This is a genomic window from Prevotella sp. CAG:255 (genome assembly GCF_000431195.1).
GTDB lineage: Bacteria > Bacteroidota > Bacteroidia > Bacteroidales > Bacteroidaceae > Prevotella > Prevotella rara.
The window spans coordinates 1-26279 of record NZ_HF986761.1; the positions used below are offsets into that span (position 1 = coordinate 1).

The 26279-nt window shown below is 48.7% G+C and carries 17 protein-coding genes; 12 read left to right on the top strand and 5 right to left on the bottom strand.

Annotation, left to right across the window (positions count from 1 at the left end):
• Window positions 1–272: 272 nt before the first annotated feature.
• Together QVO66_RS00490 and QVO66_RS00495 are read right to left on the bottom strand one after the other, a co-directional pair.
• Window positions 273–5147: a RecQ family ATP-dependent DNA helicase gene (locus QVO66_RS00490; protein WP_021853400.1), complete on the bottom strand. Its 4875-nt coding sequence runs from the start codon at window positions 5145–5147 to the stop codon at window positions 273–275.
• A gap of 407 nt (window positions 5148–5554) precedes the next feature.
• A complete protein-coding gene (locus QVO66_RS00495) occupies window positions 5555–5863 on the bottom strand; it encodes a macro domain-containing protein (RefSeq protein WP_288172397.1) in 309 nt (102 codons plus the stop codon).
• A gap of 495 nt (window positions 5864–6358) precedes the next feature.
• Here QVO66_RS00495 and QVO66_RS00500 point away from each other — a divergent pair, with 495 nt between their 5' ends.
• The 6 genes from QVO66_RS00500 (at window position 6359) to QVO66_RS00525 (ending at window position 13016) form a co-directional block, all read left to right on the top strand.
• A complete protein-coding gene (locus QVO66_RS00500; protein ID WP_021853402.1) occupies window positions 6359–6670 on the top strand; it encodes a hypothetical protein in 312 nt (103 codons plus the stop codon).
• Between the two features lie 260 nt (window positions 6671–6930).
• Complete coding sequence (locus tag QVO66_RS00505) at window positions 6931–7362, top strand: MarR family winged helix-turn-helix transcriptional regulator (RefSeq protein ID WP_021853403.1); 432 nt, start codon at window positions 6931–6933, stop codon at window positions 7360–7362.
• Window positions 7363–7618: 256 nt separating this feature from the next.
• The gene (locus QVO66_RS00510; RefSeq protein ID WP_021853404.1) at window positions 7619–8950 is read left to right on the top strand and encodes a TolC family protein; all 1332 of its coding nucleotides are present in this window, start codon (window positions 7619–7621) and stop codon (window positions 8948–8950) included.
• A 12-nt stretch (window positions 8951–8962) separates the two neighbouring features.
• Entirely contained in the window at window positions 8963–9997 is a 1035-nt protein-coding gene (locus QVO66_RS00515; protein ID WP_021853405.1) for an HlyD family secretion protein, read from the top strand.
• Window positions 9998–10002: 5 nt separating this feature from the next.
• Complete coding sequence (locus tag QVO66_RS00520; RefSeq protein ID WP_021853406.1) at window positions 10003–11595, top strand: MFS transporter; 1593 nt, start codon at window positions 10003–10005, stop codon at window positions 11593–11595.
• 476 nt (window positions 11596–12071) lie between these two features.
• Window positions 12072–13016, top strand: coding sequence for an NAD(P)H-dependent flavin oxidoreductase (locus tag QVO66_RS00525; protein ID WP_021853407.1), 945 nt, complete (start codon window positions 12072–12074; stop codon window positions 13014–13016).
• 197 nt (window positions 13017–13213) lie between these two features.
• Here the strand turns inward: QVO66_RS00525 and QVO66_RS00530 are convergent, their stop codons facing one another.
• The 3 genes from QVO66_RS00530 to QVO66_RS00540 all read right to left on the bottom strand — a co-directional run bounded on the left by QVO66_RS00530 (window position 13214) and on the right by QVO66_RS00540 (window position 17704).
• Complete coding sequence (locus QVO66_RS00530) at window positions 13214–14638, bottom strand: MATE family efflux transporter (protein ID WP_021853408.1); 1425 nt, start codon at window positions 14636–14638, stop codon at window positions 13214–13216.
• Window positions 14639–15526: 888 nt separating this feature from the next.
• Window positions 15527–16162 (bottom strand): FKBP-type peptidyl-prolyl cis-trans isomerase, encoded by a 636-nt coding sequence (locus QVO66_RS00535; protein ID WP_021853411.1) that lies wholly within the window; start codon window positions 16160–16162, stop codon window positions 15527–15529.
• A complete protein-coding gene (locus QVO66_RS00540; protein WP_021853412.1) occupies window positions 16163–17704 on the bottom strand; it encodes a glycine--tRNA ligase in 1542 nt (513 codons plus the stop codon).
• Between the two features lie 912 nt (window positions 17705–18616).
• Between QVO66_RS00540 and QVO66_RS00545 the strand changes: the two genes are divergently transcribed.
• From QVO66_RS00545 to QVO66_RS00570, 6 genes are all read left to right on the top strand, one after another.
• Window positions 18617–21352 (top strand): DNA gyrase/topoisomerase IV subunit A, encoded by a 2736-nt coding sequence (locus QVO66_RS00545; protein WP_021853413.1) that lies wholly within the window; start codon window positions 18617–18619, stop codon window positions 21350–21352.
• Window positions 21339–22223, top strand: a complete 885-nt coding sequence (locus QVO66_RS00550) for a DUF3316 domain-containing protein (protein ID WP_288172398.1) — start codon at window positions 21339–21341, stop codon at window positions 22221–22223. The genes QVO66_RS00545 and QVO66_RS00550 overlap by 14 nt, the downstream gene beginning before the upstream one ends.
• The gene (locus tag QVO66_RS00555) at window positions 22220–23233 is read left to right on the top strand and encodes a S41 family peptidase (protein ID WP_021853415.1); all 1014 of its coding nucleotides are present in this window, start codon (window positions 22220–22222) and stop codon (window positions 23231–23233) included. Before QVO66_RS00550 ends, QVO66_RS00555 begins: the two co-directional genes overlap by 4 nt.
• A complete protein-coding gene (locus QVO66_RS00560) occupies window positions 23230–24039 on the top strand; it encodes an ABC transporter ATP-binding protein (RefSeq protein WP_021853416.1) in 810 nt (269 codons plus the stop codon). The genes QVO66_RS00555 and QVO66_RS00560 overlap by 4 nt, the downstream gene beginning before the upstream one ends.
• Before the next feature lie 155 nt (window positions 24040–24194).
• Window positions 24195–24881, top strand: a complete 687-nt coding sequence (locus QVO66_RS00565; RefSeq protein ID WP_021853417.1) for a response regulator transcription factor — start codon at window positions 24195–24197, stop codon at window positions 24879–24881.
• Window positions 24878–26248, top strand: coding sequence for a HAMP domain-containing sensor histidine kinase (locus QVO66_RS00570; RefSeq protein WP_021853418.1), 1371 nt, complete (start codon window positions 24878–24880; stop codon window positions 26246–26248). The genes QVO66_RS00565 and QVO66_RS00570 overlap by 4 nt, the downstream gene beginning before the upstream one ends.
• The last annotated feature ends 31 nt before the right edge of the window (window positions 26249–26279 follow it).

Below are 26279 nucleotides of genomic sequence, written 5' to 3' on the forward strand. Positions count from 1 at the left end.
CTTTTTTTTCTTTCCCCACTATTTATCGGGTGAGCCGAAATAACTCCCTAAACCTGGGTAAAGATAAATACAATATTTCAAAGCTGAAATATTTTGCCTGGTAAATCTTATTATTTTAATGTTTTTTAAATTTAACATTTATAGCATTTTTAATTGCAATATGCTATACTTTGTACATATTTATTTACAAACTGAAAAAGGCATGAATAGGCTTTTCTGCCCATTTCTCAATACGACAGCACACATAAAATCGACAAATGGGGCACACAATATCACAAAGAAAGAATCATGTCCGCCAGCAGAACGGCAGTCTCAGCTTCATCCCTCGGAGCATCCTTCGGTTTCCATGCAACAATGAATCTTACCGATGCCGACCTGACACTGTAACCTCTGCTCTCCCACTCCGCAAGCGTTTTCTGCATATTGACAGACAACTTGGCCACAGGCATGCCGGCCGCATTATACAGAAAATGATTACCATATGTAAGCCTGTCGCCGCTACGCAAGGCAAGAACTTCGCTTTTACGGCCTTTGAAGAACTGCAGATACACATCTTTGTGAGAAAGCTGCAAGGCTATCTCCTCGGGCATGGCATACTGCTCTCGGTCTGTCATGTGGCAGTCAGCTCTCAGACGGTCAAAACAGTTGCCGTTGGTATAGACAAAGAGTCGCTGCTTAGCCCGCGTCATTCCTACATAATAGCGGCGCATCAGGCAGTCGTCTTTCGCATAATTGCCGGAGATAAGCATATACACATCGTCAAACTCACGGCCCTTTGCCTTGTGTATTGTCGATACAACGACATCGGCCCCAGACAGGTCGCAGAAATCTTCGACAGAAGACTCAAACACAAACTCCTTGAAATCGCTTAGATATTTAGTCTTGCTGGTCTGCTCAAAAAGTTCGATGCAACGCTTCAGATACACCAAACTTTTACTTCTTTCATAAAACGAGAATGTTTTCTGTTTGGCATTTTCCCATAAGTCATCCTGAATCAGCGGTGAAGTAACATGCTTGCTTATGTATTTCATGAAGTATCTCACCTCTACCATGTTCCAGAAGAGCATGCCTTCCATCGACTGTATCAGTTTACATCTTATGCCGTGTCTGCGCAGAATGGCGACAAGCGTAACCGTTTCTTCGTTTGTCTGTGTGAGTATGCACGACGAACCTTTGCCCTTATGCGACATCAAGCAGTCCACAAGCGGCTTATACATATACAAAGAATTGCAGTGGACGACCTCTACCCTACCGTCGCTTTCTTTCATCGACTTTATAGGCGTTACCTTCATTCTCCGGCTTACGTTACGCAAAAAGTCGTTAGAGAAATCAACCAAATGACGCTCACTGCGGTAATTCTCTGTCATTTCTATAAAACGGCTCCCCTCTTCCTTTGTCAACTGATACATATATTTAGAGTCAGACCCGCGAAACTCGTAAATGTTCTGGTCGTCATCACCAACGGCTATCACGCGCATGTCATCATTGGCATCCATCAGTGCCTTTACAAGTTTATATTCGTCGCCACTCATATCCTGCGCCTCGTCTATAACAAGCACCGTCTTGCCTATCTTTGACGGCTCCACCTCACCGTCGACAATCATCTGGGCCGCACGCCCAACGACATTGTCAACATCATCAAGATTGCCGATACGTCCTAACAAGTCAAAGCAATAAGAATGGAATGTCTTTATCTCAACAAAGTGGGCTGCGTTGCCAATCAGCTGCATCAGCCGCTGCTTAAATTCTGTCGCCGCAGCCCTCGAGAAGGTCAGCATCAAGAGCTGCTCATGCTTCACATCTTCAAGCAACAAAAGCGATGCCAGCTTATGAACGAGCACACGCGTCTTGCCGCTACCCGGACCGGCAGCCACGACAATACAGCGCGACTCTTTATCAGAAATAATTTCCATCTGCCGTTCCGACAGCTGTCCGAAAAGTTGCTTGTATTTCTTTGGCGTAAGATTGCGCTGCAGATCGTTAACTCTCTCACCCTTGAAATATTTTGATATAAACTTTTTATAATCCATCCGGAAATAGTCGCTGACATACTGCAAAGCCGCGTTATAGTCTTTCACCATCAGGTTGGCATACTCGCCGACGATATGCACCTGCTGTATCTTCTGCTTGTAAAACTCATTGAGCATGCGGTAATCTTCCTGCTTGAACCTCGATTTGGTGTCCTTTATTCTTTGTATGTTCATCGCGTTATAAAGAACAAGAAATCCTCCTTCAAGCTTGAGCGCGCCTATCCTCGACAGATACAGCAGAGCCTCTTCCACGTCATCTAGCTTTACATTATCTAACTCGGTGAAAAACGACTTTTGTTTTTGCTTTATATAATTAAGGAGTCCCACAACAGAGAACATAACCGGTTTGCTGCCCGACTTGTCGCCGTCTTTATCATCCACCTGTCCGTAAAGCCATTCTATCGCAACCTGGCATATCTCCATACGCTTTTCAAGACGCTTAATGGTCGACTCCATATCGCCCACACGCCTCAACTCCATGTTATGCTGTGCGTCCTCCTTCTTGCGCACATATCCTTTCACTGTCAGAAAATAAAGTAAGGTGCGTATGTCTTTCTCTTTAGACGTGGTTATGCCATAGTTCAAGGCATTGTCGTTAAACTGCTTGCACGATATGCGCAGCGGCTCATCGGGCAGACAGCTCAATATGTATTTCTCAAGTTTTTCAAATCTCGTCAGCAACAACATTGCCTTACGCTCTGAATCGCCTGCGTCAAGCAGGTATGCCGAGATGTCCCTGCTGTCGGCCAAGATGCCGGCCTGCCGCATACGCTCAACAACAGACACCACTTCGCTCTTGTTCAGTCCTAATATGTCTGCCAGATAGTCAATGCGCGACTCGCCCTCAGCGTCTCCGGCCTTGGCTATGTTTTTCTGCGATATAAGTGACTTTATTATTCTCACGGCTGTCTCCGTTTCGTCGCTGCCGAACAATACCGACGATGTTATGCGCTCTCTTGCCTCGTCCATGTTTTTCACGGTGATGCCTGTAGCATAAACATGCGGCACGTTGTTGCCCCTTATCAGATATCCGCTCTGCTCCAGCGTGGCGAGAGCCGTGCGCACGCGTGTTTCTATGTCATACACCGAATCGTCCCATCCGGCGCAACGAGCTATCTCCAATGCCGAACAGCTAACCTTAGTGCGGTGCTTTGTAAGATTCTTCACGGCTCTCCACACCTGTTGGATTTCGCTGATGCTCAGCTTTGTCTGATTAAGCAATATGAAATGCTTGTCCAGGTCGTTGTCATTATACAGCACGTAGCAGCGTGCCGTCAGTTCGGGGTCGCGCCCAGCCCTGCCGGCTTCCTGAACATAATTTTCAAGCGAGTCGGATATGTCGTAATGCACGACAAGCCCCACATCTTTCTTGTCAACTCCCATTCCGAAAGCCGAAGTTGCCACTATTATGCGCACCCTGCCGCTCATAAAGGCATCCTGATTGCTTATCTTCTCATCGGCATCCATCTTGCCGTAGAAAGGCAAAGCCTTCAGTCCGTCGGAAGTCAGCTTGCGCGCAAGGTCGACAGTGCGCTTTGTGCGCGACACATATACTATCGCAGGACAGTTGAATTCAGACACCAGCGACCTGAGCTTCAGATATTTGTCATTGTCGGTTTCGGCATATATAACCGAATAGCGCAGATTGGTTCTTGAGGCATTAGAGGCAAAAAGTTCAAGATTGATGTTCAGCGTCTTGCTGAAATAATCGCAGATGTCCTGTATCACTTTCTGCTTTGCCGTCGCAGTAAAGCACGACACGGGTATAGGCGTCTTGCACCTTTTTCTTTTCTGATATTCGCTGATAAACTTGCCTATGTAGAGATAGTCAACCCTAAAGTCCTGCCCCCATGAAGAGAAGCAGTGAGCCTCATCGATGACAAACCTTACCACATTGCGTGCTGTCAATATCTTTTCGATTGTCTTCGACCTTAGAGTCTCGGGAGAAATATACAGGAGTGAAGCGTCGCCGTCCTGCACTCTTTTTATTGCCAGCGAGCGCGATATAGGGTCAAGCAGTCCGTTAATGGTAACGGCGTCAGTTATGCCACGGTCAGCAAGATTGTCCACCTGGTCTTTCATCAGCGACTGCAAAGGCGAAATTACTACAGTCAGTCCGTGAACGGAACGGCCCTGCATCAGTGCCGGCAACTGAAACGTAAGCGACTTGCCTCCGCCTGTAGGAAATATGGCAAGCAGCGACTTGCCGTCTATCGCAGCCTTGGCAGCCTGCTCCTGAAGCGGCACTCCGTCGTAAGTGCGAAAACCGTCGTATCCGAAGAAAGTCTTCAGGTTATATCTCACGTTGAGCTTTGTGTTGCAGTAGTCGCAGCCTTCGCTACAGCTTGTCTCACGCAGCAACTTCATGACAAACTCAACGGCAGGATAATTCTTAAGCACCCATCCGGGAGTAACCGAACGATGGTCTGTAGTATCTATCAGCGCCAGCGCATACGCCAGTTCGCAGGGATACAGTCTTATCATAATGTCTATGTCTGCATTGCCGCAAATCATTCCTTTATATATGCTGCGCACAAGGTCTGCAGGTCTGTCGTCGACAGCCGTTGCACCAACCATCTTGAAAAATCCTTCAAACTCACGTTTATCTTTCAATAACGACGCAAACAGAATGCGCTTTTCTTCAGACAGCGAATTCCATTGTGCCACTTCGTCCATCAGCAAGTCTCTTGCCTTCTCGCAGTCGTTCACGGGATTGTTCATCTGCTCGCTCACCAGCTTGTCGTCTTTCACAAGTCTGTGATACGGACGCTCGGGAAAAAGCAACGGCGAAACATAGAGCGTGTCTACCAAAATCCATGGGCACGGCTCGTCTTCAAACAGATATTTTATGTCATGGTGTATGATGTTATGGCCGCACAGATAATCGACATCTTTCAGAAAACCGAGCAGTTCGCTTTTGGATGACTTATGAAACACGCCACCGTCATGGCGCAGCGCACCAATATCATGCACCTTATGGTCATTAAGCCCAATCTCAGTATCTATCACGGCATAACGCGGAGCATTATTATATGTTTCGGATGCAGTTTTTTGACTGAAGATTCCATTCTTATCCTCAGCCTTAATTCCCCGTATTAGTCTTTCCCATATTTTCATGCTTTCCAACCGTAAAAAATTTGTCAACGGTGCAGTCTGACGGCATCATCAATATGCCTCTATCTGCAAATATCCAATTATCAAGGTTACACTTATCTGATTGCAAGACTTGCAATAATTCTTTACAAAAATACAAAAAACTATTTTATTCACATTAATTCAACAAGATTTTATTCGAATTAATGCTACCTGCGCAAATTAACTCAAGCTGCTGCAATAACAGCTAATAATACTTATTATAAAAACCTATGCGAATAAAAATCAACAGGAAACCATGTTGCGTTATCTGAATTTACGAAACATCATACTGCCATATCCTGCCTTTCGAGAAACAAGATATGGCAGTATTATTTATAGAAGAGAGATGCTTTATTAGTAATTTCCGAATCAATTATGCAACCTATTGCTCATTCTCCCCCTTGGTAAGCCTCAACCACATATAAATCAACCATAGGATAACTACTTGCCACACGCTCGATACATCTCTTCACGTCATCCCACTTTAAGCCTCCTAATCCGGCACCTATCGCCGGCATGGCTATTGCCTTAACATCATTACAGACGGCCAAGTAAAGCATTCTGTCTAACGAACCTTCAATATACTCAATTTCAGCCCGGGTACGCCATGTAACCTGAGTTCCGAGATTATATATGTGTCCGCCGCCATAATCATAGTCGAACACATCTCCGGGACAAAATTCCCCTTCTTTACACAACTGCTTATACTTAACATACATATCCGAAAGCGACAGAAAGCATGGCTAAAATGTTCACGCTGATTTCCTAAAAATAACTCTATAACTTACGCATAAAAAGTGGCCCACTTTTGAGTGAAAAGTAGCCGAGTTACGGGTCGTAAACAGGCCACTAACAGTTTGAAAGTGAATACGCGTTGTTTTATTACACAAACGCCATATAAAAGAAATAAAAATATTAACCTTAAACATAATAAACAAAAAATGTTACGATTTTCACGCACTTTTTGTCTTATAATGAAACACTGGGCTTGAAATGACGCAAAAATGATAAGGAGAAAGCAGTAAGATGATGTATTGAACGACGGCAAAAACCGACATACGGACATTACTTTCGGCAGGCAAAAAAAGCCATAATAAGAAGATGCTTTGCCATAAAGCATGATTATGTTTTTTTACTAAAAAAATCAGAAAGCAATCAGAATTTATTCTATCTTTGCAAAAAAGCACAAGATTATGAAGAAACTCTATTTAATAACATTAATCTTCAACGTCTGCATCCAGTCTGCCGCATCACAAACGTCAGCTAAACAGAATGCACAACAGCCTGCTGACTCTATAAAAATAACAACGTGCAATGCCGGCATGACGACGATAAGAAATGTTCATCTTGGCAAGAAAGATTCTACGCTGCATAAACTAAAGGTGTATAAAATTGACAACAATGCCATAAAGACACCTAAATATGACGCATTTAAGGAGAGCATGAAAAGAAAGCCACAGGCCGTTGACTTGCTAAGAGACATTGCCGGACACATTATCAAATAATAGACAAACACAGAATTAAATAACCGGTATACGCCGAAACACCAACATCACGGATAAGCCAACAGCAGGATATGATGCCATAAAGCGTCGGCGCAAGACTCTTACAGATGATAAAATCCAAAGAAAAATGCCATGTGCCTATGAGCCGTTCTTGACTTAAGGCATGAAACATGGACATGAAAGAATTATTTAACACAAAAATTAGTACGCAATAGCAACTAATTCAAAATATAATATTACCTTTGCAAAAAATTTAAATTATGCCAAAGGAACTGTTAGGAACAACAATAGGAAAACTGCGCAACAAGCTGCACCGCCTGATGAAACAGCGATATGCTGCCGAGGCAAGCATAAAACTTACCGTTGAAGAGTTTATACTCTTGACAATGATAAGGGCTAAGACCGACCAGATTCTGCAAAACATTGCCATAGCAACAGGCAAGAACAAGTCGGTTGTGATGCGCATGATAGACTCGCTCGAGAAGAAAGGCCTCGTGAAACGCACCGTAAACCCGGAAGACAGACGCGAGAATCTGCTCAGCACCACAGACATGGGCGAACAGGTTGTTGCCGAATACCACAAAATTGAGAAGAAGCTGTCTTACGAATTACTGAAGGGCATACCCGAAGAAAAGGTGGAGGTGTTCTTCGAAGTAGTAGAGGAAATATCAAGGCGCACAAACAGTCTTTAACGCGATAAAGGCAGACTATCCGTAAAATAAAGCTCACATCAGCTGTTATATCTCAAATTCAGTCACCTAGAAGTTTAAGTCGTCCGCATTGCCCGGACCGCAGAAACACCAAGGCACACAATGCTTTAACCTGCGGCACAAAAGGCAACGAAGACAGCAACATAAAAGGTGACCGAAACATAACCTTATGTTTGAGCTTATTATTTTACAGAGATAGTTGCTATTGTAAACTATTTATATTATCAATAAAAATCAGATGAAGAATATAATTAAAAATGTTATTACGTGCCTGTTGCTGATTTGCCCGGTATCATTACACGCACAGCAGACAGCACGCATCATGAGTTTGAATGAATTATTCTCACTGGCCGACACGCAGAGCAAGACGATAAAGATTTACGAGTCGGTTGTAAGCGGTGCCGAGAAAGACATTTCGGTGGCAAAGAATGCCTATCTGCCCAGCGTGGAGTTCTCGGCATCGGCAACGTTCAACGGCAACGCATGGGTGGCCGACCGCGACTTTTCAAACGGACATTCATTTTCATCGCCTCATTTTGGCAACAACTTCGCAATAGAGGCCTCGCAGGTGGTGTTTGCCGGAGGCGCAATCCACTATAACATAAAGGCCCTGGAGATACAAAAGAGAATAAGGGAGTGGGAACTTGCCTCGCACAAGCAGGACGTTTACTTCCTGCTGACAGGTTATTATCTCGACTTGTACAAATACCGCAACCTGCTCACTGTGTATGACAGAAACATGGAACAGACGCGCCAGGTGATACGAGACATGCATGCACGCGAAGCTGCCGGAGTGGCACTGAACAACGATATCACGCGATATGAGGTGCAGTATCAGAATCTGCAATATAAGCGCACTGAGCTTGTAAGTTCGATAAACATCTGTAACGACAAACTGGTAACGATGCTCGAACTGCCTAAGGACACGGAGATATTGCCCGACACGACTCTCCTGTCGAGTAACATGCCTAAACCCGGCGAGGCCGAATTTCAGGACATAGCCTACAAGAATTCGCCTATATTAAACAAGAACAGACTTGCGCTCGACATGCTCAGCAAGAAGGAGAAAGTGATAAAATCGGGCTACATGCCGCAGATAAGCATCATAGCCGGCGACAATCTTAAAGGTCCTATCACATATGAAATACCTGTATTGGACAACAATATCAACACATGGTACGTAGGCGTGGGACTGAAATTCAACATAGGCAACATATACAAGCTGCCAAAAGACCTGTCGCGCCTGCGCTCTTCAGTGGAGCAGTCGCACAACGAACTTGCGTCGGCCGAAGAAAGCGTATCGCTCGACGTAAACGCCGCATATACAAGATATCTCGACTCGTTTGAACTTCTGAAGACACAGGAAAAGAGCCTTCAGCTTGCACGCGAGAACTACGACGTGATAGCCAACCGCTATGCCAACGACCTTGTGCTCGTGACCGACCTCGTAGACGCCGACAACCTCAGACTGTCGGCAGAGGTTCAGTATGTCAACGCACAGATAAACGTAATATACAATTATTACAAGCTCATTTACTCAACCGGTTCACTGAATACGATAATTAAATAACCAAAAATAATTATGAACAGAAAAAACAAAAAGATATTGCGCAACATCATCGTAATCGCAATAATTCTGAGCGGACTGACATGGGTCTGCTCAAAGTTCATACACTTCGGCAATGTTGAATACACCGACAATGCCCAGATAAGACGAAACATCATACCTATAAACTCGCGCGTGCAGGGTTTCATACAAAAGGTATGCTTCGATGACTTCCAGTTTGTACACAAAGGAGAGACTCTCGTAATCATCGAAAATTCTGAATATAAGCTGAAAGTAGAACAGGCAAAGGCCAACTATCAGAAAACCCTCATGGAGAACACGGCCATGGGAACGGCAATATCTACCACGGCAAACAACCTTTCGGTTTCTGACGCAAGCATAGAGGAACTGAGAATAAGGATGAACCAGACCGAAACAGACTACCAAAGATATAAGCAGTTGTATGCACAAAAGGCCGTTACACGCCAGCAATATGACAACGCAAAGGCCGACTATGAGGCTACGAAGGCCAAATATGACATGCTCGTTAGACAAAAGAAAAGTACATCGCTCGTAAAAGACGAACAGACACAGCGCCTTGAGCAGAACCAGACAAACATAGACGTGGCCAAGGCAGCAAAAAACCTGGCCGAACTGAATCTGTCGTACACCGTTATCGTTGCCCCGTGCGACGGTTACACATCACGCAAGGCCCTGCAGGAAGGACAGTTTATACAGCCGGGACAGACTCTGCTGTCAATAGTTGAATACGACAACGTGTGGATTATAGCCAATTATAAGGAAACACAGACGGCCAACATACGCGAAGGCATGCCCGTAAGCATAAAGGTGGACGCCGTGCCGGGCGTTGAATATCACGGCAAGGTAGGCAAGCTGGCCAACGCCACAGGCGCACAGTATTCGATTATACCGCAGGACAACTCTGCCGGAAACTTTGTAAAGATTGAACAGCGCGTTCCAATAAAGATTGTATTCACAAAGGAGAACAGCAAGGAAGCTATAGAACGCCTGCGCTCGGGAATGAACGTAGAATGTGAGGTTAAATACTAAAGCCTATGCCAGCACCTTCACCACAAGAAGTAGCAGCCGCAAGGCGCATAATGGTATGGAAAGACTTTGTGCCCCAGCCTCTGCGTTTTCCGCTGATAATATTTATAATTGTTGTCTACATGTTCTCCGGCGGCATATACATGTCGGCCGTGGCCGAGATGACCGGAACATGGGGCTGGATCAACGAAGACGTAATGATGGCAGGCTATGCCTCAATGACGGGACTTACGATGGCCTTTCCGCTGCTGTTCAGGATATTGTTCAGATTCACAACGCGTGACGTTCTTCTGTTCTCTGGTGCAGTGTTTATCATATGCGATTACATCTGCATGATATGCGACTTTCTCCCGCTTGTTGTTGCCCTGTCATTCATTAGCGGTTTCTTTAGAATTGTAAGCACTTTTGTATGCTGGAGCAGCATTCAGCTGAAGATTACGCCAAAGAGAGACTTTGCGGTGTTCTTTCCATTCCTGTTCACGTTTGTCCTCGGCAGCGTGCAGCTTGTCAACGTTGCCACGGGCTACAGCATTTATGCATTCGACTGGCAGGCCATGCACCGCATAACCATTGGTGCGTTCATACTTGTTTTCGCGCTGGTTTATTTCTGCATGCGCAGCAAGTTCCGTCAGGGTCCCTACATCCCGTTCAAAGGCATCGACTATCTCGGCGGAATAATGTGGACACTGTGGCTGTTCTGCATCATATTCATCTGCGTATACGGCGAACACTACGACTGGCTCGACGGCGAACCAATCCGCATAGCCATAGCGTTTGCGGTTATTCTGCTGCTGATGTGTCTGCAACGCGCTGCCACAATCAGGCATCCTTACATAAACATAAGGACGTTTTCGCAACACAACATGCTCTATATATTCATCCTGTTCGGGTGTATGACGCTGATGTCTGCCACGGCTACATCCACCCAGAACATATTTACCAGTTCGATTCTTGGATACGACGCACGCCACAATGCCGACCTCAACTGGGGCATAACGGCAGGAATAGCCGTAGGCACGGGCTTTTTCTTCATGGCTCTGACGAAGTGGAAATGGCGTATTAAGGACATCGTCTTAACCGGGTTCGTTTCTTTTCTGCTTTACCAGACGATGCTGTATTTCCTTATCGACCCTTCAACGGAGAAATACATGTTGTATCTGCCCATGCTGCTTAAGGGCGCCGGAGTGAGCATTGTGTACACATCGCTCACCTACGCCCTTGCCGGCTGCGTCACATTTGAGTATTATTTCGAGGCCATGTGTGTCATCGGATTTATCCGGACGAGCTTCGGCGGACCGCTCAGTTCGGCCATAATGACCAGGATTTTCAACAACGTCAAGCAGGCAAACACAGCCAATCTGGGCAGCTACATCGACCCGATGTACTACAACTGCGAATCGTTTCAGACTCTATACAGCGAGTTTCAGCGGCAAATGCTCATGGTGAGCCTTAAAGAGGTCTACGGATGGGCCGTGATAATGGCCGTGATAATCCTGCTCACCATACTGCTGTCTGACTATCGCGTTCACCTTGGCGCAAGGGCTAGTCAGATGCTCAGGCTATCGCAAATATGGAGGCAAGTGCGCCACAAGTCTGACTAATGTGCAAAAAGCATAACGGCACGGAGCCTTACAGACGGCAGCACAAGACACGGCAAATAAGCCGTCTGCCGGATATTTCTGCCGCAAATTACAGGTATGCTCTGAAAATGGCCGAAAAACCGTAACTTTTTCGCCATATATAGTTAAAGATTAAGCATTGGCAACATCAATAAGCATTATATATTAAGAAAACATCGCAGGTTTAGTTTCAAACCGTTAGTGGGCCGTTTACGACCTGTAAACGGCCCACTTTTCATGCAAAAGTGGGCCACTTTTTATCCGCAAACGACATACTAATTTCAGACTAAATGCAAGTTGATGAAACAAGGGACACACAACAAGCGGCAAGGCACGCTGCACTATAAATGAAACAAGGACACCGGACACCTAAAAAATAACGGCAAACACACAAGAATATCGCTGCAAAATCTTATCTTTGCAGCGATATTTTTATTTTACAAAAACAGAAAATGCTTATGAAAAATAACAGAATAACCGAACTTTTCGGCATTGAATATCCCGTAGTTCAGGGCGGTATGGTGTGGTGCAGCGGCTGGCGACTGGCTTCTGCCGTGAGCAATGCGGGCGGTCTGGGACTGCTCGGAGCCGGCTCAATGCACCCGGAGACGCTGCTTGAGCACATAAACAAGATGAAAGCTGCAACCGACAAGCCGTGGGGCGTTAACGTTCCGCTGATGTATCCCGAGATAGACAGACTCATGAAGATGATAATAGACGAGGGCGTAAAGGTTGTGTTCACGTCGGCAGGCAGTCCGAAGAAGTTCACCCCGATGCTGCACGAAGCCGGAATAAAGGTGGCTCACGTAGTGTCGAGCAGCAAGTTTGCCGCAAAATGCGAAGAGGCAGGCGTAGACGCTATCGTTGCCGAAGGCTTTGAGGCAGGCGGACATAACGGACGCGAAGAGACAACCACGATGACTCTGATACCGCAGGTGCGCAAGGCAACCACAAAGCCGCTCATTGCCGCAGGCGGAATAGCATCGGGCGAGGCTATGCTCGCAGCCATGGCTCTCGGTGCAGAGGGCATACAGGCAGGCACACTGTTCGCACTCACCGAGGAGAGTTCGGCGTCTGAAGAGTTTAAGAAGAGATGCACAGAACTTGCCGAAGGCGACACCATGCTGTGTCTGAAGAAGATTGCCCCCACCCGACTCATCAAGAATGCCCTATACACCAAGCTGGCCGAAGCTGAAGACAAGGGAGCCACAGCCGACGAACTGCGCAAGATTCTCGGCAGGGCAGCATCAAAACGAGGAATATTTGAAGGCGACATGGAGAGCGGCGAACTGGAGATAGGTCAGATTGCCTCAGCGATAAAGACGATAAAGCCTGTGAGTGAGGTGATGAAAGAACTTATCAGCGGCTTTGAAAAGGCAAAAGAAAGAGTTGCACTTCTGTAAGCCTCAACGCTTGTTTATCATCATTTTGCGGCAGAATAAAATGATTCTGCCACAAAATATTATACCCGTAAAACAATTCGTCATCCGCAACATCCTTATAAAGCGGCAACAAAAGTCTGCCGCATGATGTCACGGATGACGAATAAAATTATCAAACAATATCACGACGGACATCCGTCCGACATCACATATACATTTTATCCCAGCTTTACTTTGAGCCATCGTCCGCTGAACAGGCGCCATAAGAATATTGCGCCGCGGAACGTAAGCTCTATGGCCATCGCCATCCATACGCCGCGCAAGCCGTAGATAGGCGCAAGATAAGCCGCAAGAGTAAGGCGCACGAGCCACATGCTGGCAAGGTTCATGCAGGCAGGAACAAGCGTGTCGCCTGCACCGAGGCATACGCTGTAAGCCACTATCGAAGCGGCAAACATCGGTTCGGCAAAAGCCTCTATACGCAAGGCACCGATGCCCAGCTGGCGGATTTCTTCCACAGGCGTCATTATTCCAATCATCTGCGGTGCCGTGATATACATCACGACGCTTATGGCCGCCATGACAATCATGCCAAGGAATACGGTGCGGTAGGCAAAGCTGCGCGCCAGGCGCGGCTGACCTGCACCGATGCTCTGCCCAACAAGCGTGGTGGCAGCCTCGCCGATGCCGTATCCCGGCATGTAGCAAAGGCTCTCGGCGGCTATGGCAAACGTGTTGGCGGCTATGGCGAAGTTGCCAAGCGGGGCAACAATCATCGTACTTACGATCTGCGCACCGCTCATCATAATATACTGTGCGCCCATCGGCGTGCTTATCTTTGCTGCGTTGCGCAGATAGTCCCACAGCGGCGCAAAGGTCCATTTCTCCTTTTTCAGCATCAGTTCCGACGACCTGAGCGTTGCAAACCATATCAACATCACACCCGTAACGATGTATGCAAGAGCCGTTCCAAGGGCAGCTCCTGCCACGCCCATGCCCATTCCGGGCATCAGTATGTCGTAGCCAAGCACGGAGACGTGACGCGTGCTGAATATAAGGAAATAGTTGAACACCACGTCCAGAAGACACATCAGCACGCTGACGGCACTGGGCACGCGCATGTTTCCCGAACTCTTAAGCATGCTCGACGACAGTATTCCAAGCTGATATACGGGCAGCGACATGCAGAATATGGCAAAATAGCGCGACGCGTCGGGAGCGATATCGGCTCCTCCGCCAAGCCACAGGGGCAGCGGACCGGCTATGACAAGGCATATGGCGGTAAGGATGAGCGTGAAGAGCGCCGTGGCCATTATGCCCTGACGGAACACCTGGCGCGCCTTTACAAAGTCGTTGGCACCGATAAAGTGGGCAGCCTGCACCGAGAAGCCCATGGCAGCGGCCGATGTAAGACCGCCAAAGAGCCACGTAGTTGACTGTACTATACCTATCGACGCCGAAGCCTTGGCACCAAGCGAGCCAACCATCGACGCATCGATATATACCATCAGGGTGTTTGTCAGCTGTGCCAGAATGGACGGCACGCTGAGCTGGGCTATCAGATTGAGCATCTGACTGCCGTTCATCGTCTGGCCGTTGCGTATCATGGCCAGCAAGTCTTTTCCTTTATTAGCTGAAAACATCGTGCGAAATTACTACTTTTAAGATGAATAAACAAATTACGCGGACAAAAAACACGCGGAAATCTTTTATTAAAGACTTCCGCGCACATTATTCAGTTAATTCAATTTTCTAAAAAAAATGGAGGCTCATGCAATTCGTTTATGCTTTCCCTTACCCCCAATACCTGTTGCTGTATTCACAGCAAACAGGGTTAACATCCGTTACCTTAAACAATCTTTTTTATTTACCTTAATTACCTATGAAAACTTTTTCATGCCTCGCGGCATCTTTGTTATCCTTTACCAAAACAATCTTTCTCTTTACCTTAGCTTTATACCTATGAATTATTAATACCTATTGTTTTGTTTTGACGATGCAAAGATACTGCTGTTTGCGCACACAACCAAACATTTCAAGCATTTTATGCATCAAAACGCATGTTTTTTGACATAAATCAAAATCAGCATACGGGATGTTGATTTTTACATATTATTTGATTACACAAAACGCCACGCTGCGTCAGCACTGCCATGCCTTAACACACATGCGGACAAGAAAAGCAAGGCACGACGGGACATTGCAATACATAAAGCAGGAAAAGAAAAAGCATGAGGACAAAACACAAAGACATATACATAATGAAATAAAGGCGCATACATAACAAATTCAAGGTATAGGCATAACCTTCGAACATACCAACGCTTACCAACCGTGTATGTTTACATAATAGATTTAAGGTGTATGTATAACAGTAGAACGCACAAACGCTACCGACCATACGTGTTTACATTACAAAATTAAGGTGCATGTATAATAAAATTAAGGCATATACATATATAATATAATGTAAAAGGGACGGAAGCGGCATAATGCCGTCCGTCCCCAGGAACATTATCTTTACGTAAGTGTTATTCTGTTATCCACTTGCCTTTCTTGGCATACCACGGGTCTGGCGTAACTCCCGGACGATAATATGCCACGAGGGCTATATCGAACACCAGCGTGCTGTAAGCCGGAATACCGGTGCTTCCGGTTGATCCGTAGCCCAGCTGATAAGGGATATAAACACGCCAGCGGTCGCCTATGTGCATATACTGCAGCGCTGTGGTGAAGCCGTCTATAAGGCCGCCTACATACAGCTGGCGAGGAAGAGCTGTATGAGGGTTGAACTCTCCCTCATAGCTCTCGTCGAACACATATCCCTCGGAATAAGAAGTTGAGGGCAGGAGGCGTCCGCGATAGTGCACCAACACAGAGTCGGTGAACATTGGGCATCCGCTGCCTGTTCCTTCCTCGAGCACCTCTACCACGATATGGTCGGCATATCCGGCCGGTATGGTGTCCTCAAGCGAGTAGTTTCTGATAATCTTCCAGCTGCCGTCCTCAATGCCCATAGCCTTCTCGTAGATATTGTCAAAATAGGCCTCGTTGCGGTTTTTCCAATCTGGAAATTCCTCAACGGTGTCTTCGTTCTCGCTGCAGGCCATGAAGCACAGCGGTGCAATAAGCAGCATCAGAAGGGCAAAAATATTGTACTTCTTCATTTATTGTATCTTTTTAAGAAGACTTGCAATGCTTACCTTATCCTCAATAATGCCGTTGAGCTCGTCGATGCTGACTCTCTCCTGCTCCATTGTGTCGCGGAAGCGCAGCGTAACGGTGTTGTCCTTCAGCGTGTCGTGGTCAACGGTTACACAGTAAGGCGTACCTATTGCGTCCTGACGGCGGTAGCGCTTGCCGATAGAGTCTTTCTCGTCGTACTGGCAGTTGAAGTGGAACTTTAGGCTGTTTATTATCTCGCGTGCCTTCTCGGGCAGTCCGTCTTTCTTTACAAGAGGCATCACGCAGAGCTTGACAGGAGCCAGGGCTGCGGGCAGCTTGAGCACAACGCGTGTCTCGCCGTTCTCGAGTTTCTCCTCGCAGTAAGAGTGGCACATGATTGAGAGGAACATACGGTCAACGCCGATAGACGTCTCGATGTCATACGGAGTGTAGCTCTCGTTGGTCTGCGGATCGAAGTATTTGATTGAGCGGCCTGAGAACTTCTCATGCTGCGACAGGTCGAAGTCGGTGCGGCTGTGTATACCCTCAACCTCCTTGAATCCGAACGGCATACGGAACTCGATGTCGGTAGCGGCGTTTGCATAGTGGGCCAGCTTCTCGTGGTCGTGGAAGCGGTAGTTCTCTGCGCCGAAGCCGAGGGCCTGATGCCACTTCATACGTGTCTCCTTCCACTTTTGGAACCACTCGATCTCTGTTCCGGGCTTAACGAAGAACTGCATCTCCATCTGCTCGAACTCGCGCATACGGAAGATAAACTGGCGGGCAACAATCTCGTTGCGGAAGGCCTTGCCTATCTGTGCTATGCCGAAAGGTATCTTCATGCGGCCTGTCTTCTGCACGTTAAGGTAGTTTACGAATATACCCTGTGCTGTCTCGGGGCGCAGATAAATCTTGCTTGCGCTGTCGGCTGTAGAGCCCATCTCGGTTGAGAACATGAGGTTAAACTGGCGCACGTCGGTCCAGTTTTTTGTTCCGCTGATCGGGTCGACGATGCCTTCGTCGAGTATTATCTGCTTCAGCTCGTTGAGGTCCATGGCGTTCATTGCCTCGCTGTAGCGCTCGTGCAGGGCGTCGCGCTTCTTCTGGTTGTCGAGCACGCGTGGGTTGGTCTCGCGGAACTTAGCCTCGTCGAAAGCCTCGCCAAACTTCTTGCGGGCCTTCTCCACTTCCTTGTTTATCTTTTCCTCGTATTTTGCTATCTGGTCTTCAATAAGCACGTCGGCGCGGTAGCGCTTCTTTGAGTCGCGGTTGTCGATGAGCGGGTCGTTGAATGCGTCAACGTGTCCCGATGCCTTCCATATCGTTGGGTGCATAAAGATGGCCGAGTCGATGCCCACGATGTTCTCGTGAAGCAGCACCATGCTCTTCCACCAGTATTCCTTAATATTGTTTTTCAGTTCAACACCGTTCTGTCCGTAGTCGTAAACTGCGGCCAAGCCGTCATAGATGTCGCTGCTCGGGAACACGAATCCGTACTCCTTGCAGTGAGACACTATTTTCTTAAAAACATCTTCTTGTGCCATTGTTGTTTATTTACCTTAAATTTTTATTTCACAGAAAAGCCCTCTGCGAGGGCAACAAAAAGTTATCGTATAAACACTTTTGCGTGCAAAGATAATGCAAAGCTACCGAAACACAAAACTTTTTCACACACATTATTATATTTATTTCATCCTTGGCCCGTGCCGGAGGATGCCTGCCGCCATGCGGCGCGTTATGTTTATTTAACACGGAGACGGCTGCCGGTTTTTCGTTTTTCTTGACAATATAAATTTGTGAAATAGAAAACTTACGCCGAGAGATATGGGTTCGCGGACGGCATAAACGCCATGAAACGACCAAAAAACGGCATCCTGAAACATGAAATGCGGCCTTTCATGATGCAAAAGCATGCCTTTTGGCTACCGAAACATGGCCTTTTGCAGTGGAAAAAACAGTGTTTTACACCACAATTTGCGGTATTTTACATTATCTCATGCCGCCGCAGACCGCGCAAACAAACATAAACAACTGATTACCAAACACTTACACAAAACATGATTTATGCCGGTTTTTCATGTCTGAAGCCGGATTCTTGAGCAGCACGGGCATTCTGAGAGCGTCAAACGGACGGCGACGGGCATTTCCGGTTAACTTTATTTAACCTCGCACAGACCGTCCTCAACGGCATCTCAGCATAAGGCCGCGCTGCCGCTCCTTATATAAAAAATAAAATATTTATTTTGCATTGTCTCCGATTTTAGCTATCTTTGCATAAGATAAGCGGCATCTCAGCATAACACTTAAACATGTTTCAACAAACAAGTTTAGTGGTTCTGCGTTCGATTTGCATTATCTTTGCATAAGATAAGCCGCACGAAGGCATCAAGCTAAAACAAGCCGGGCTGCAAAAGCCACACCGATTTGCATTATCTTTTCTACAGACATACATCATCATGGACGACAATATTAAAGACCCCGAAAACATAGAAGAGCAGGACATGCCCGTTCAGGACGACAGCAACGACATCGAACCCGAAAGCCACTCTGACTATAAGCCGGCCAACAGGTTTGACGCCTCTGCCGTGCATCATCTGAGCGGAATGTACCAGAACTGGTTTCTCGACTACGCATCATACGTTATCCTTGAGCGTGCCGTGCCCCACATCGAAGACGGACTGAAGCCCGTTCAGCGACGCATACTGCACTCTATGAAGCGCATGGACGACGGACGCTACAACAAGGTGGCCAACATCGTGGGCCACACCATGCAGTTTCACCCTCACGGCGACGCATCTATAGGCGACGCGCTCGTGCAGCTCGGACAGAAAGACCTGCTCGTAGACTGCCAGGGTAACTGGGGAAACATACTCACGGGCGACCGTGCCGCCGCTCCGCGATACATCGAGGCGCGCCTGTCTAAGTTTGCGCTCGACGTGGTGTTCAATCCTAAGACCACCGAATGGCAGCTGAGCTACGACGGCCGCAACAAGGAGCCTATCACGCTGCCGGCAAAATTTCCGCTGCTGCTGGCACAGGGAGCCGAGGGCATAGCCGTGGGATTGTCGTCAAAGATTCTGCCGCACAACCTTAACGAGATATGCGACGCCGCCATAAGCTATCTGCACGGCGAGCCGTTTACGCTCTATCCAGACTTCCCCACCGGCGGAAGCATCGACGTGAGCAAATACAACGAGGGACAGCGCGGGGGCACGCTGAAGGTGAGGGCAAAGATAGAAAAGCTCGACAGCAAGACGCTCGTGATACGCGAGATACCCTTCGGCAAGACCACAACTACGCTTATCGACTCGATACTCAAGGCCATCGAGAAGGGCAAGATAAAGGCACGCAAGGTGGACGACAACACGGCCGCACAGGTGGAGATACAGGTGCACCTGGCTCCAGGCGTGTCGTCAGACAAGGCCATCGACGCCCTCTACGCCTTCTCCGACTGCGAGATAAACATCTCGCCCAACTGCTGCGTAATCGAAGACAACAAGCCGCAGTTTCTGACCGTGAACGACGTGCTGCGCCACTCTACCGACCGCACCATGGCCCTGCTGCGCAAGGAGCTCGAGATACGCAAGCATGAGCTGCTCGAGCAGCTCCACTTCTCGTCGCTCGAAAAGATATTCATCGAGGAGCGCATCTACAAAGACCGCAAGTTTGAGCAGGCTCCCGACATGGACGCAGCATGCGAGCACATCGACAACAGGCTGACGCCGTTCTATCCGCAGATGATACGCGAGGTTACAAAGGACGACATCCTGCGCCTCATGGACATCAAGATGGCACGCATACTGAAGTTCAACAAGGACAAGGCCGAGGAGCTGATAGCCAAGATAAAGGCCGAAGTGGACGACATAAACCATAAGCTGAACAACATGGTTGAGGTTACGGCCGACTGGTTCAGATATCTGAAGGAGAAATACGGAGCCGCACATCCCCGACTGACCGAGATAAAGAACTTCGACACCATCGAGGCTACAAAGGTCATCGAGGCCAACGAGAAGCTGTATATCAACCGCAACGACGGCTTCATAGGCACCGGACTGAAGAAAGACGAGTTTGTGTGCAACTGCTCCGACATCGACGACATCATCATCTTCTACAAGGAAGGCAAGTATAAGGTGGTGCGCGTGGCCGACAAGATATTCGTTGGCAAGAACATCCTGCACGTGGCCGTGTTCAAGAAGAACGACCGCCGCACCGTCTACAACGTTGTCTACCGCGACGGAAAGCAGGGCAAATACTTCATGAAGCGCTTCTGCGTGACCAGCATTACGCGCGACCGCGAATACGAGTTCACGCAAGGCACGCCCGGCTCGCGCGTGGTTTACTTCACCGCCAACCCCAACGGCGAGGCCGAGGTGATAAAGATTACGCTCGACCCGGCACCGCGACTGAAGAATATCTTTAAGGAGAAAGACTTCTCTGAGGTTGCCATCAAGAGCCGCGGGGCAAAGGGCGTGGTTATGACACGCTTCAACGTGCACCGCATATCGCTCAAGAGCCACGGCCACAGCACGCTGGGCGGACGCAAGGTGTGGTTCGACCCCGACGTCAAACGACTCAACTACGACAGCCACGGACGCCTGCTCGGCGAGTTTAACGAGGACGACAGCATACTGGTGGTGCTCGACAACGGCGACTTCTATCTCACCAACTTCGACGCCAACAACCATTATGAAGACAACATAAAGATTATCGAGAAGTTCGACGAGCACAAGGTTTGGACCGCCGTGCTCTACGACGCCGACCAGCAGGGCTATCCTTACCTGAAGCGATTCACCATGGAAGCCACCAAGCGCAAGCAGAACTACGTGAGCGACAACCCGGCAAGCCGGCTCGTGGCGCTCACCGACGAGCCTTATCCGCGCTTCCTCGTAACCTTCGGAGGACGCGACGCCTTCCGCGGCACGATGGAGATTGAGGCCGAACAGTTTGTAGGCGTAAAGGGATTCAAGGCCAAAGGCAAGCGCATAACCAACTGGGAGACGGAGAGCATAGAGCAGCTTGAGCCGGCACAACAGCCAGAACAGGAGCCTGAAGACAGCACACCTGAAGAGCAGCCGGCTGAAGAGACACCGCAACAGGAGAACCTCGACCCCGATGCAGGCAAGAGCCAACAGCAGGTGATAGACGAGATTACAGGACAGCTCAGCCTTTTCAACGACAATGAAGATAATTAAGCTATTAACGCTCGCGGCCATGCTTGCCTCCTCTGCGGCGGCATGTGCCCTGCCCTGCGGCAACGGGCCTGAAGACGGGACGACGCTGCACGGCAGCCTCAACACAGGCAACGTATATGCCCCCGACACCATAAGGAACAACAAGATTATAACCAACGCCCAGATGATAGGCATCGGGGCGGTAAACATTCTAGACACTTACCTCTCGCCCGAGAAGTATCGCGGCACCGAGCTGCGCTACATTTCACACACGCTGCGCGAGCGCAGGGACAGCCGCTGGTCGCGCCTGATAGTACATCAGGGCAACATGTCCTACAGCGACAACCGCTCGGGCAACGGCGGCGAGATAGCCGGAGCCTACACGTTCAGCTACGGCGTACACTACAACTGGAACTTCTTCGACGGCAGCCTCAACGTCAAGGCCGGCGCACAGGCCGATGTCAACGTTGGCTTTCTCTACAACACGCGCAACAGCAACAACCCTGCGCAGGCACGCCTGTCGCTCAACATATCGCCGTCGGCAGCCGCCACATACCGCTTTCGCCTGTGGCAGCACAACTACTCGCTGCGCTATGAGCTTAGCGTTCCGCTCATGGGACTGATGTTCAGCCCCAACTACGGACAGTCGTACTACGAGATTTTCAGCCGCGGCAACTACGACCACAACATCGTGCCTACCACCTTCGGCAGCACGCCGTCGCTGCGCCAGATGCTCACCTTCGACTTCTCGCTCGGCCGCACCACGCTGCGCCTTGGCTACATGGGCGACTTCCAGCAGGCCAGGGTGAACAACCTGAAATATCATTCTTACTCTAACATGCTGCTCATCGGCATTGTCAGACAGTTCAACATAACTAAAATAGTACCATGAGAAGAGTCTTAAACTTTCTGCTTCCGCTCATCGTGGCACTTGCCGCCGTGTCGTGTGTCGACGAAGAGGAGTACAGCGACGACCCGCGCGGCAACTTCGAGGCGCTCTGGAAGATAATGAACGAACACTATTGCTTCTTCGACTATAAGAACAGCGAGTACGGACTCGACTGGAACGAGGTGTATGCGCGCTACAGCCGGCAGATAGACGACGGCATGACGAGCACCCAGCTGTTTGAAGTATTGGGCAACATGCTCGGCGAACTGCGCGACGGACACGTCAACATGTACGCCTCGTTCGACCAGTCGCGCTACTGGAGCTGGAAGGAAGACTATCCCGCCAACTTCAGCGACTCGCTGCAACGGCGCTATCTTGGCACCGACTACAAGATTTCTTCGGGCATAAAATACCGCAAGCTCGACGACAACATAGGCTACATCTACTGCGGATCGTTCTCCAACGCAATAGGCAGCGGCAACCTTAACGACATACTGATGGACCTCGCCACGTGCAACGCTCTCATCGTTGACGTGAGAGACAACGGCGGAGGAATGCTTACCTCGGCCGAAACCCTGGCGTCGCGCTTCACCGACGAGGAGATTCTCGTGGGCTACATGCAGCACAAGACAGGCCCCGGCCACAACGATTTCTCCGAACCGGAGGAGCAGAAGCTGAAGCCTTCGAGCGGACTCAGATGGCACAAGCCCGTGGCCGTGCTCACCAACAGGGCCGTGTTCAGCGCCGCCAACGAGTTTGTCAAGTATATGAAGTGCTGCCCCGGCGTAACCGTCATCGGCGACAAGACGGGCGGAGGCGCAGGCATGCCCTTCAGCAGCGAGCTGCCCAACGGCTGGTCGGTGCGCTTCAGCGCATGCCCCATGTACGACCGCGACATGAACTGCACCGAGTTTGGCATAGAGCCCGACCATAACGTACAGCTCACCGACAGCGACTTTGCCAAGGGCCGCGACACAATAATAGAATATGCACGCAACATCCTTAACCAATGAACAACAGCAACACTTCTGACACAATAAGGCTCGACAACCTTACCATAGGATACAAGACACACGACGGCATACGCACCGTGGCAAAGGACATCAACGCTTCTATAAAGAGTGGCAAGCTGACATGCCTCGTCGGGACCAACGGCATCGGCAAGTCTACGCTGCTCAGAACGCTGTCGGGATTTCAGCCACGGCTTGACGGAAGCATTGTCATCAACGGCAGCGAGCTGTCGGGCTACACTCCGCGCGACCTCTCGCGCATAGTCAGCGTGGTGCTTACGTCGAGGCCGTCGTCGATAAACTTCACCGTAGAAGAGATAGTGGCACTTGGCCGCACGCCCTACACCGGATTCTGGGGAACGCTCAATGATGCCGACAAAGAGATTGTAAGCGAGAGCATCAGGCTTGCCGGAATATCCCATCTGGCCAAGCGCAACGCAATGTCGCTAAGCGACGGAGAGCGTCAGAAGATGATGATAGCCAAGGCACTTGCACAGCAGACGCCCGTGATAATGCTCGACGAGCCCACCGCCTTTCTCGACTATCCGAGCAAGGTGGAGACAATGCTCCTGCTGACACGTCTGTGCCGCGAGGAAGGCAAGACGATATTCATGTCGTCGCACGACCTCGAACTCGTCATTCAGCTTGCCGACATCTTATGGGTTATGGAGCAGGGCGGCACCATATCTGTAGGCGCTCCCAAGGCTCTCGCCGACGAGGGAACGCTCAGCCGCTTCATCGAGCGCACCGGCATAATGTTCGACAAAGAGGCAATGCGCATAACCGTATGCAAGAGCGGCGCCGACTGACATTTTAAGACGATATTAAAACTGCAGGCATACACATTAGTATGAATATGTATGCCTTGCTTAAAAAATTCCAAGAATTTATATTTTTTGTACACACCTGTGATAAGTCGTGATTAATTATTAAATTTGCATCAGAAACATAAAGTTCATAAGCCATGCAATCCATACTTATCATAGAAGATGACAAAAGAGTGGCCGACCTGCTGAAAGCTGGACTTGAGGAAAGCGGATACCATACAATGGTGGCATACGACGGTGCCATGGGGCTGCGGCTGTTTGCATCCAACAGCTTCAACCTTGTGCTTTCAGACGTTATTCTTCCAAAGCTGGACGGTTTTGAACTTTGCAAGGAGATACGCAAGACCAATGCATCTGTACCCATACTCATGCTGACAGCCCTTGGCTCTACTAACGACAAGCTCGACGGTTTCGATGCCGGAGCCGACGACTACATGGTTAAGCCTTTCGACTTCCGTGAGCTAAACGCACGTATCAAGGCGCTGCTTAAGCGCAACACCAACATCGCGACAGAGCAGCCCGAGGAGCTGAAATATGCCGATCTGACGATAAATCTCAAAAGAAAGGAAGTCTGGCGAAACGGGGTAATGATAAAGCTGTCGCCCAAGGAGTATAACCTGCTGCTGTATCTGACAGAGAATGCCGAGCGCGTTATAAGCCGCACGGAGATTGCGGAGAAAGTATGGAACACCCACTTCGACACTGGTACAAACTTCATCGACGTTTACATAAACTATCTCCGCAAGAAAGTTGACAAGGAATTTGAAATCAAACTAATACACACAAGGCCGGGAATAGGCTTTATCTTCACCGACAAGCCATGAAAATACGCACAGCCCTGACATTAAAGAACACATGCGCCACGGCAGCCGTTTTCCTGCTGTGCACAATATTAATCTATATTGTCAGCGAACATACCCGTAGCAAGACCTTCTTTCATGACCTGAGAAGCGAAGCCATAACAAAGGCACATCTGTTCCTGCAGAACAAGGTTGACCCAAAGACAATGCAGGACATCTACCTTAACAACAAGGAATTTATCAATGAAGTAGAGGTTGCCATTTACACGCCCGACTTCAAGATGCTGTATCACGACGCTGTGCAGAACGATATAATAAAGGAAAACCGCCAGATGATAAGCAGCATCCTGAACAAGAAGGAAATAGAGTTTTATATAGGCAAATATCAGGGCATAGGCATGCTCTACACCCTCAACGGCAAGAACTACATCGTAACGGCTGCCGCCTACGACGGCTACGGATATGCCAACTTGACAAAACTGAAGAATGCGCTGCTCGTCTTGTTCATCATAGGTCTAACCCTGCTGTTCGCAACAGGCTACATACTTGCACGCACTGCGCTGCGCCCGATAAGGGAGATTGTAAAGGAAGCAGACATCATTACCGCGTCGCAAATATCAAGAAGGCTGCCCGTAAAGAACAGAAAAGACGAACTCGGCGAGCTTTCCACCACATTCAATGCCCTTCTGAACCGCCTCGAAGTTTCGTTCAACGCACAAAAGATGTTCGTCAGCAACGTATCGCACGAGCTGAGAACTCCGCTTGCAGCCCTGATTGCCGAGCTCGACATAGCATCTCAGAAAGAACGCAGCTGCCAGCAATACCGCACGACAATACTAAACGCACTTAACGACGCAAGACGCATGACCAAACTGATTGACGGACTTCTTAATCTTGCCAAGGCCGACTATCAGCAGGAACAGATAAAGATGGAGCACATACGCCTGGACGAACTGCTGCTCGACGTCAGAGAATTTATCCTGAGGGCACACCCTGATTACCATGTAGAAATAATATTCGAACAGGAAGAAGCCGAAGACGACAGCCTGATAACCGTAAACGGCAACCATTATCTGCTGTCGATAGCATTCTCAAACCTCATCGAGAACAACTGCAAATATTCGGCCGACCACTCCTCGTTCATACAAATATCCTATTGGGACAAATGCGCAGTGGTGCGCTGTTCTGACGACGGTATGGGAATGTCTGACACCGACAAGCAGCATCTTTTCAAACTGTTCTACCGCGGCGAACAGGAGAAAGTGGCCGAAGGTCACGGAATAGGCATGGCCCTTTCACAAAAGATTATCCGTCTGCACAGAGGCGATATCGCCGTACATTCGGAAAAAGAAAAGGGCACAACCTTTATAGTAGAGCTTCCGCACATATAGCTGCAACCGGAGAAGGGCGCCAGCACGGACA

What these genes read in the sequence shown, in the direction of transcription:
- QVO66_RS00490 (WP_021853400.1), bottom strand. Translation starts at nt 5,147, where the DNA reads ATGAAAATATGGGAAAGACTAATACGGGGAATTAAGGCTGAGGATAAG.
- QVO66_RS00500 (WP_021853402.1), top strand. Translation starts at nt 6,359, where the DNA reads ATGAAGAAACTCTATTTAATAACATTAATCTTCAACGTCTGCATCCAG.
- QVO66_RS00505 (WP_021853403.1), top strand. Translation starts at nt 6,931, where the DNA reads ATGCCAAAGGAACTGTTAGGAACAACAATAGGAAAACTGCGCAACAAG.
- QVO66_RS00510 (WP_021853404.1), top strand. Translation starts at nt 7,619, where the DNA reads ATGAAGAATATAATTAAAAATGTTATTACGTGCCTGTTGCTGATTTGC.
- QVO66_RS00515 (WP_021853405.1), top strand. Translation starts at nt 8,963, where the DNA reads ATGAACAGAAAAAACAAAAAGATATTGCGCAACATCATCGTAATCGCA.
- QVO66_RS00520 (WP_021853406.1), top strand. Translation starts at nt 10,003, where the DNA reads ATGCCAGCACCTTCACCACAAGAAGTAGCAGCCGCAAGGCGCATAATG.
- QVO66_RS00525 (WP_021853407.1), top strand. Translation starts at nt 12,072, where the DNA reads ATGAAAAATAACAGAATAACCGAACTTTTCGGCATTGAATATCCCGTA.
- QVO66_RS00530 (WP_021853408.1), bottom strand. Translation starts at nt 14,638, where the DNA reads ATGTTTTCAGCTAATAAAGGAAAAGACTTGCTGGCCATGATACGCAAC.
- QVO66_RS00535 (WP_021853411.1), bottom strand. Translation starts at nt 16,162, where the DNA reads ATGAAGAAGTACAATATTTTTGCCCTTCTGATGCTGCTTATTGCACCG.
- QVO66_RS00540 (WP_021853412.1), bottom strand. Translation starts at nt 17,704, where the DNA reads ATGGCACAAGAAGATGTTTTTAAGAAAATAGTGTCTCACTGCAAGGAG.
- QVO66_RS00545 (WP_021853413.1), top strand. Translation starts at nt 18,617, where the DNA reads ATGGACGACAATATTAAAGACCCCGAAAACATAGAAGAGCAGGACATG.
- QVO66_RS00550 (WP_288172398.1), top strand. Translation starts at nt 21,339, where the DNA reads ATGAAGATAATTAAGCTATTAACGCTCGCGGCCATGCTTGCCTCCTCT.
- QVO66_RS00555 (WP_021853415.1), top strand. Translation starts at nt 22,220, where the DNA reads ATGAGAAGAGTCTTAAACTTTCTGCTTCCGCTCATCGTGGCACTTGCC.
- QVO66_RS00560 (WP_021853416.1), top strand. Translation starts at nt 23,230, where the DNA reads ATGAACAACAGCAACACTTCTGACACAATAAGGCTCGACAACCTTACC.
- QVO66_RS00565 (WP_021853417.1), top strand. Translation starts at nt 24,195, where the DNA reads ATGCAATCCATACTTATCATAGAAGATGACAAAAGAGTGGCCGACCTG.
- QVO66_RS00570 (WP_021853418.1), top strand. Translation starts at nt 24,878, where the DNA reads ATGAAAATACGCACAGCCCTGACATTAAAGAACACATGCGCCACGGCA.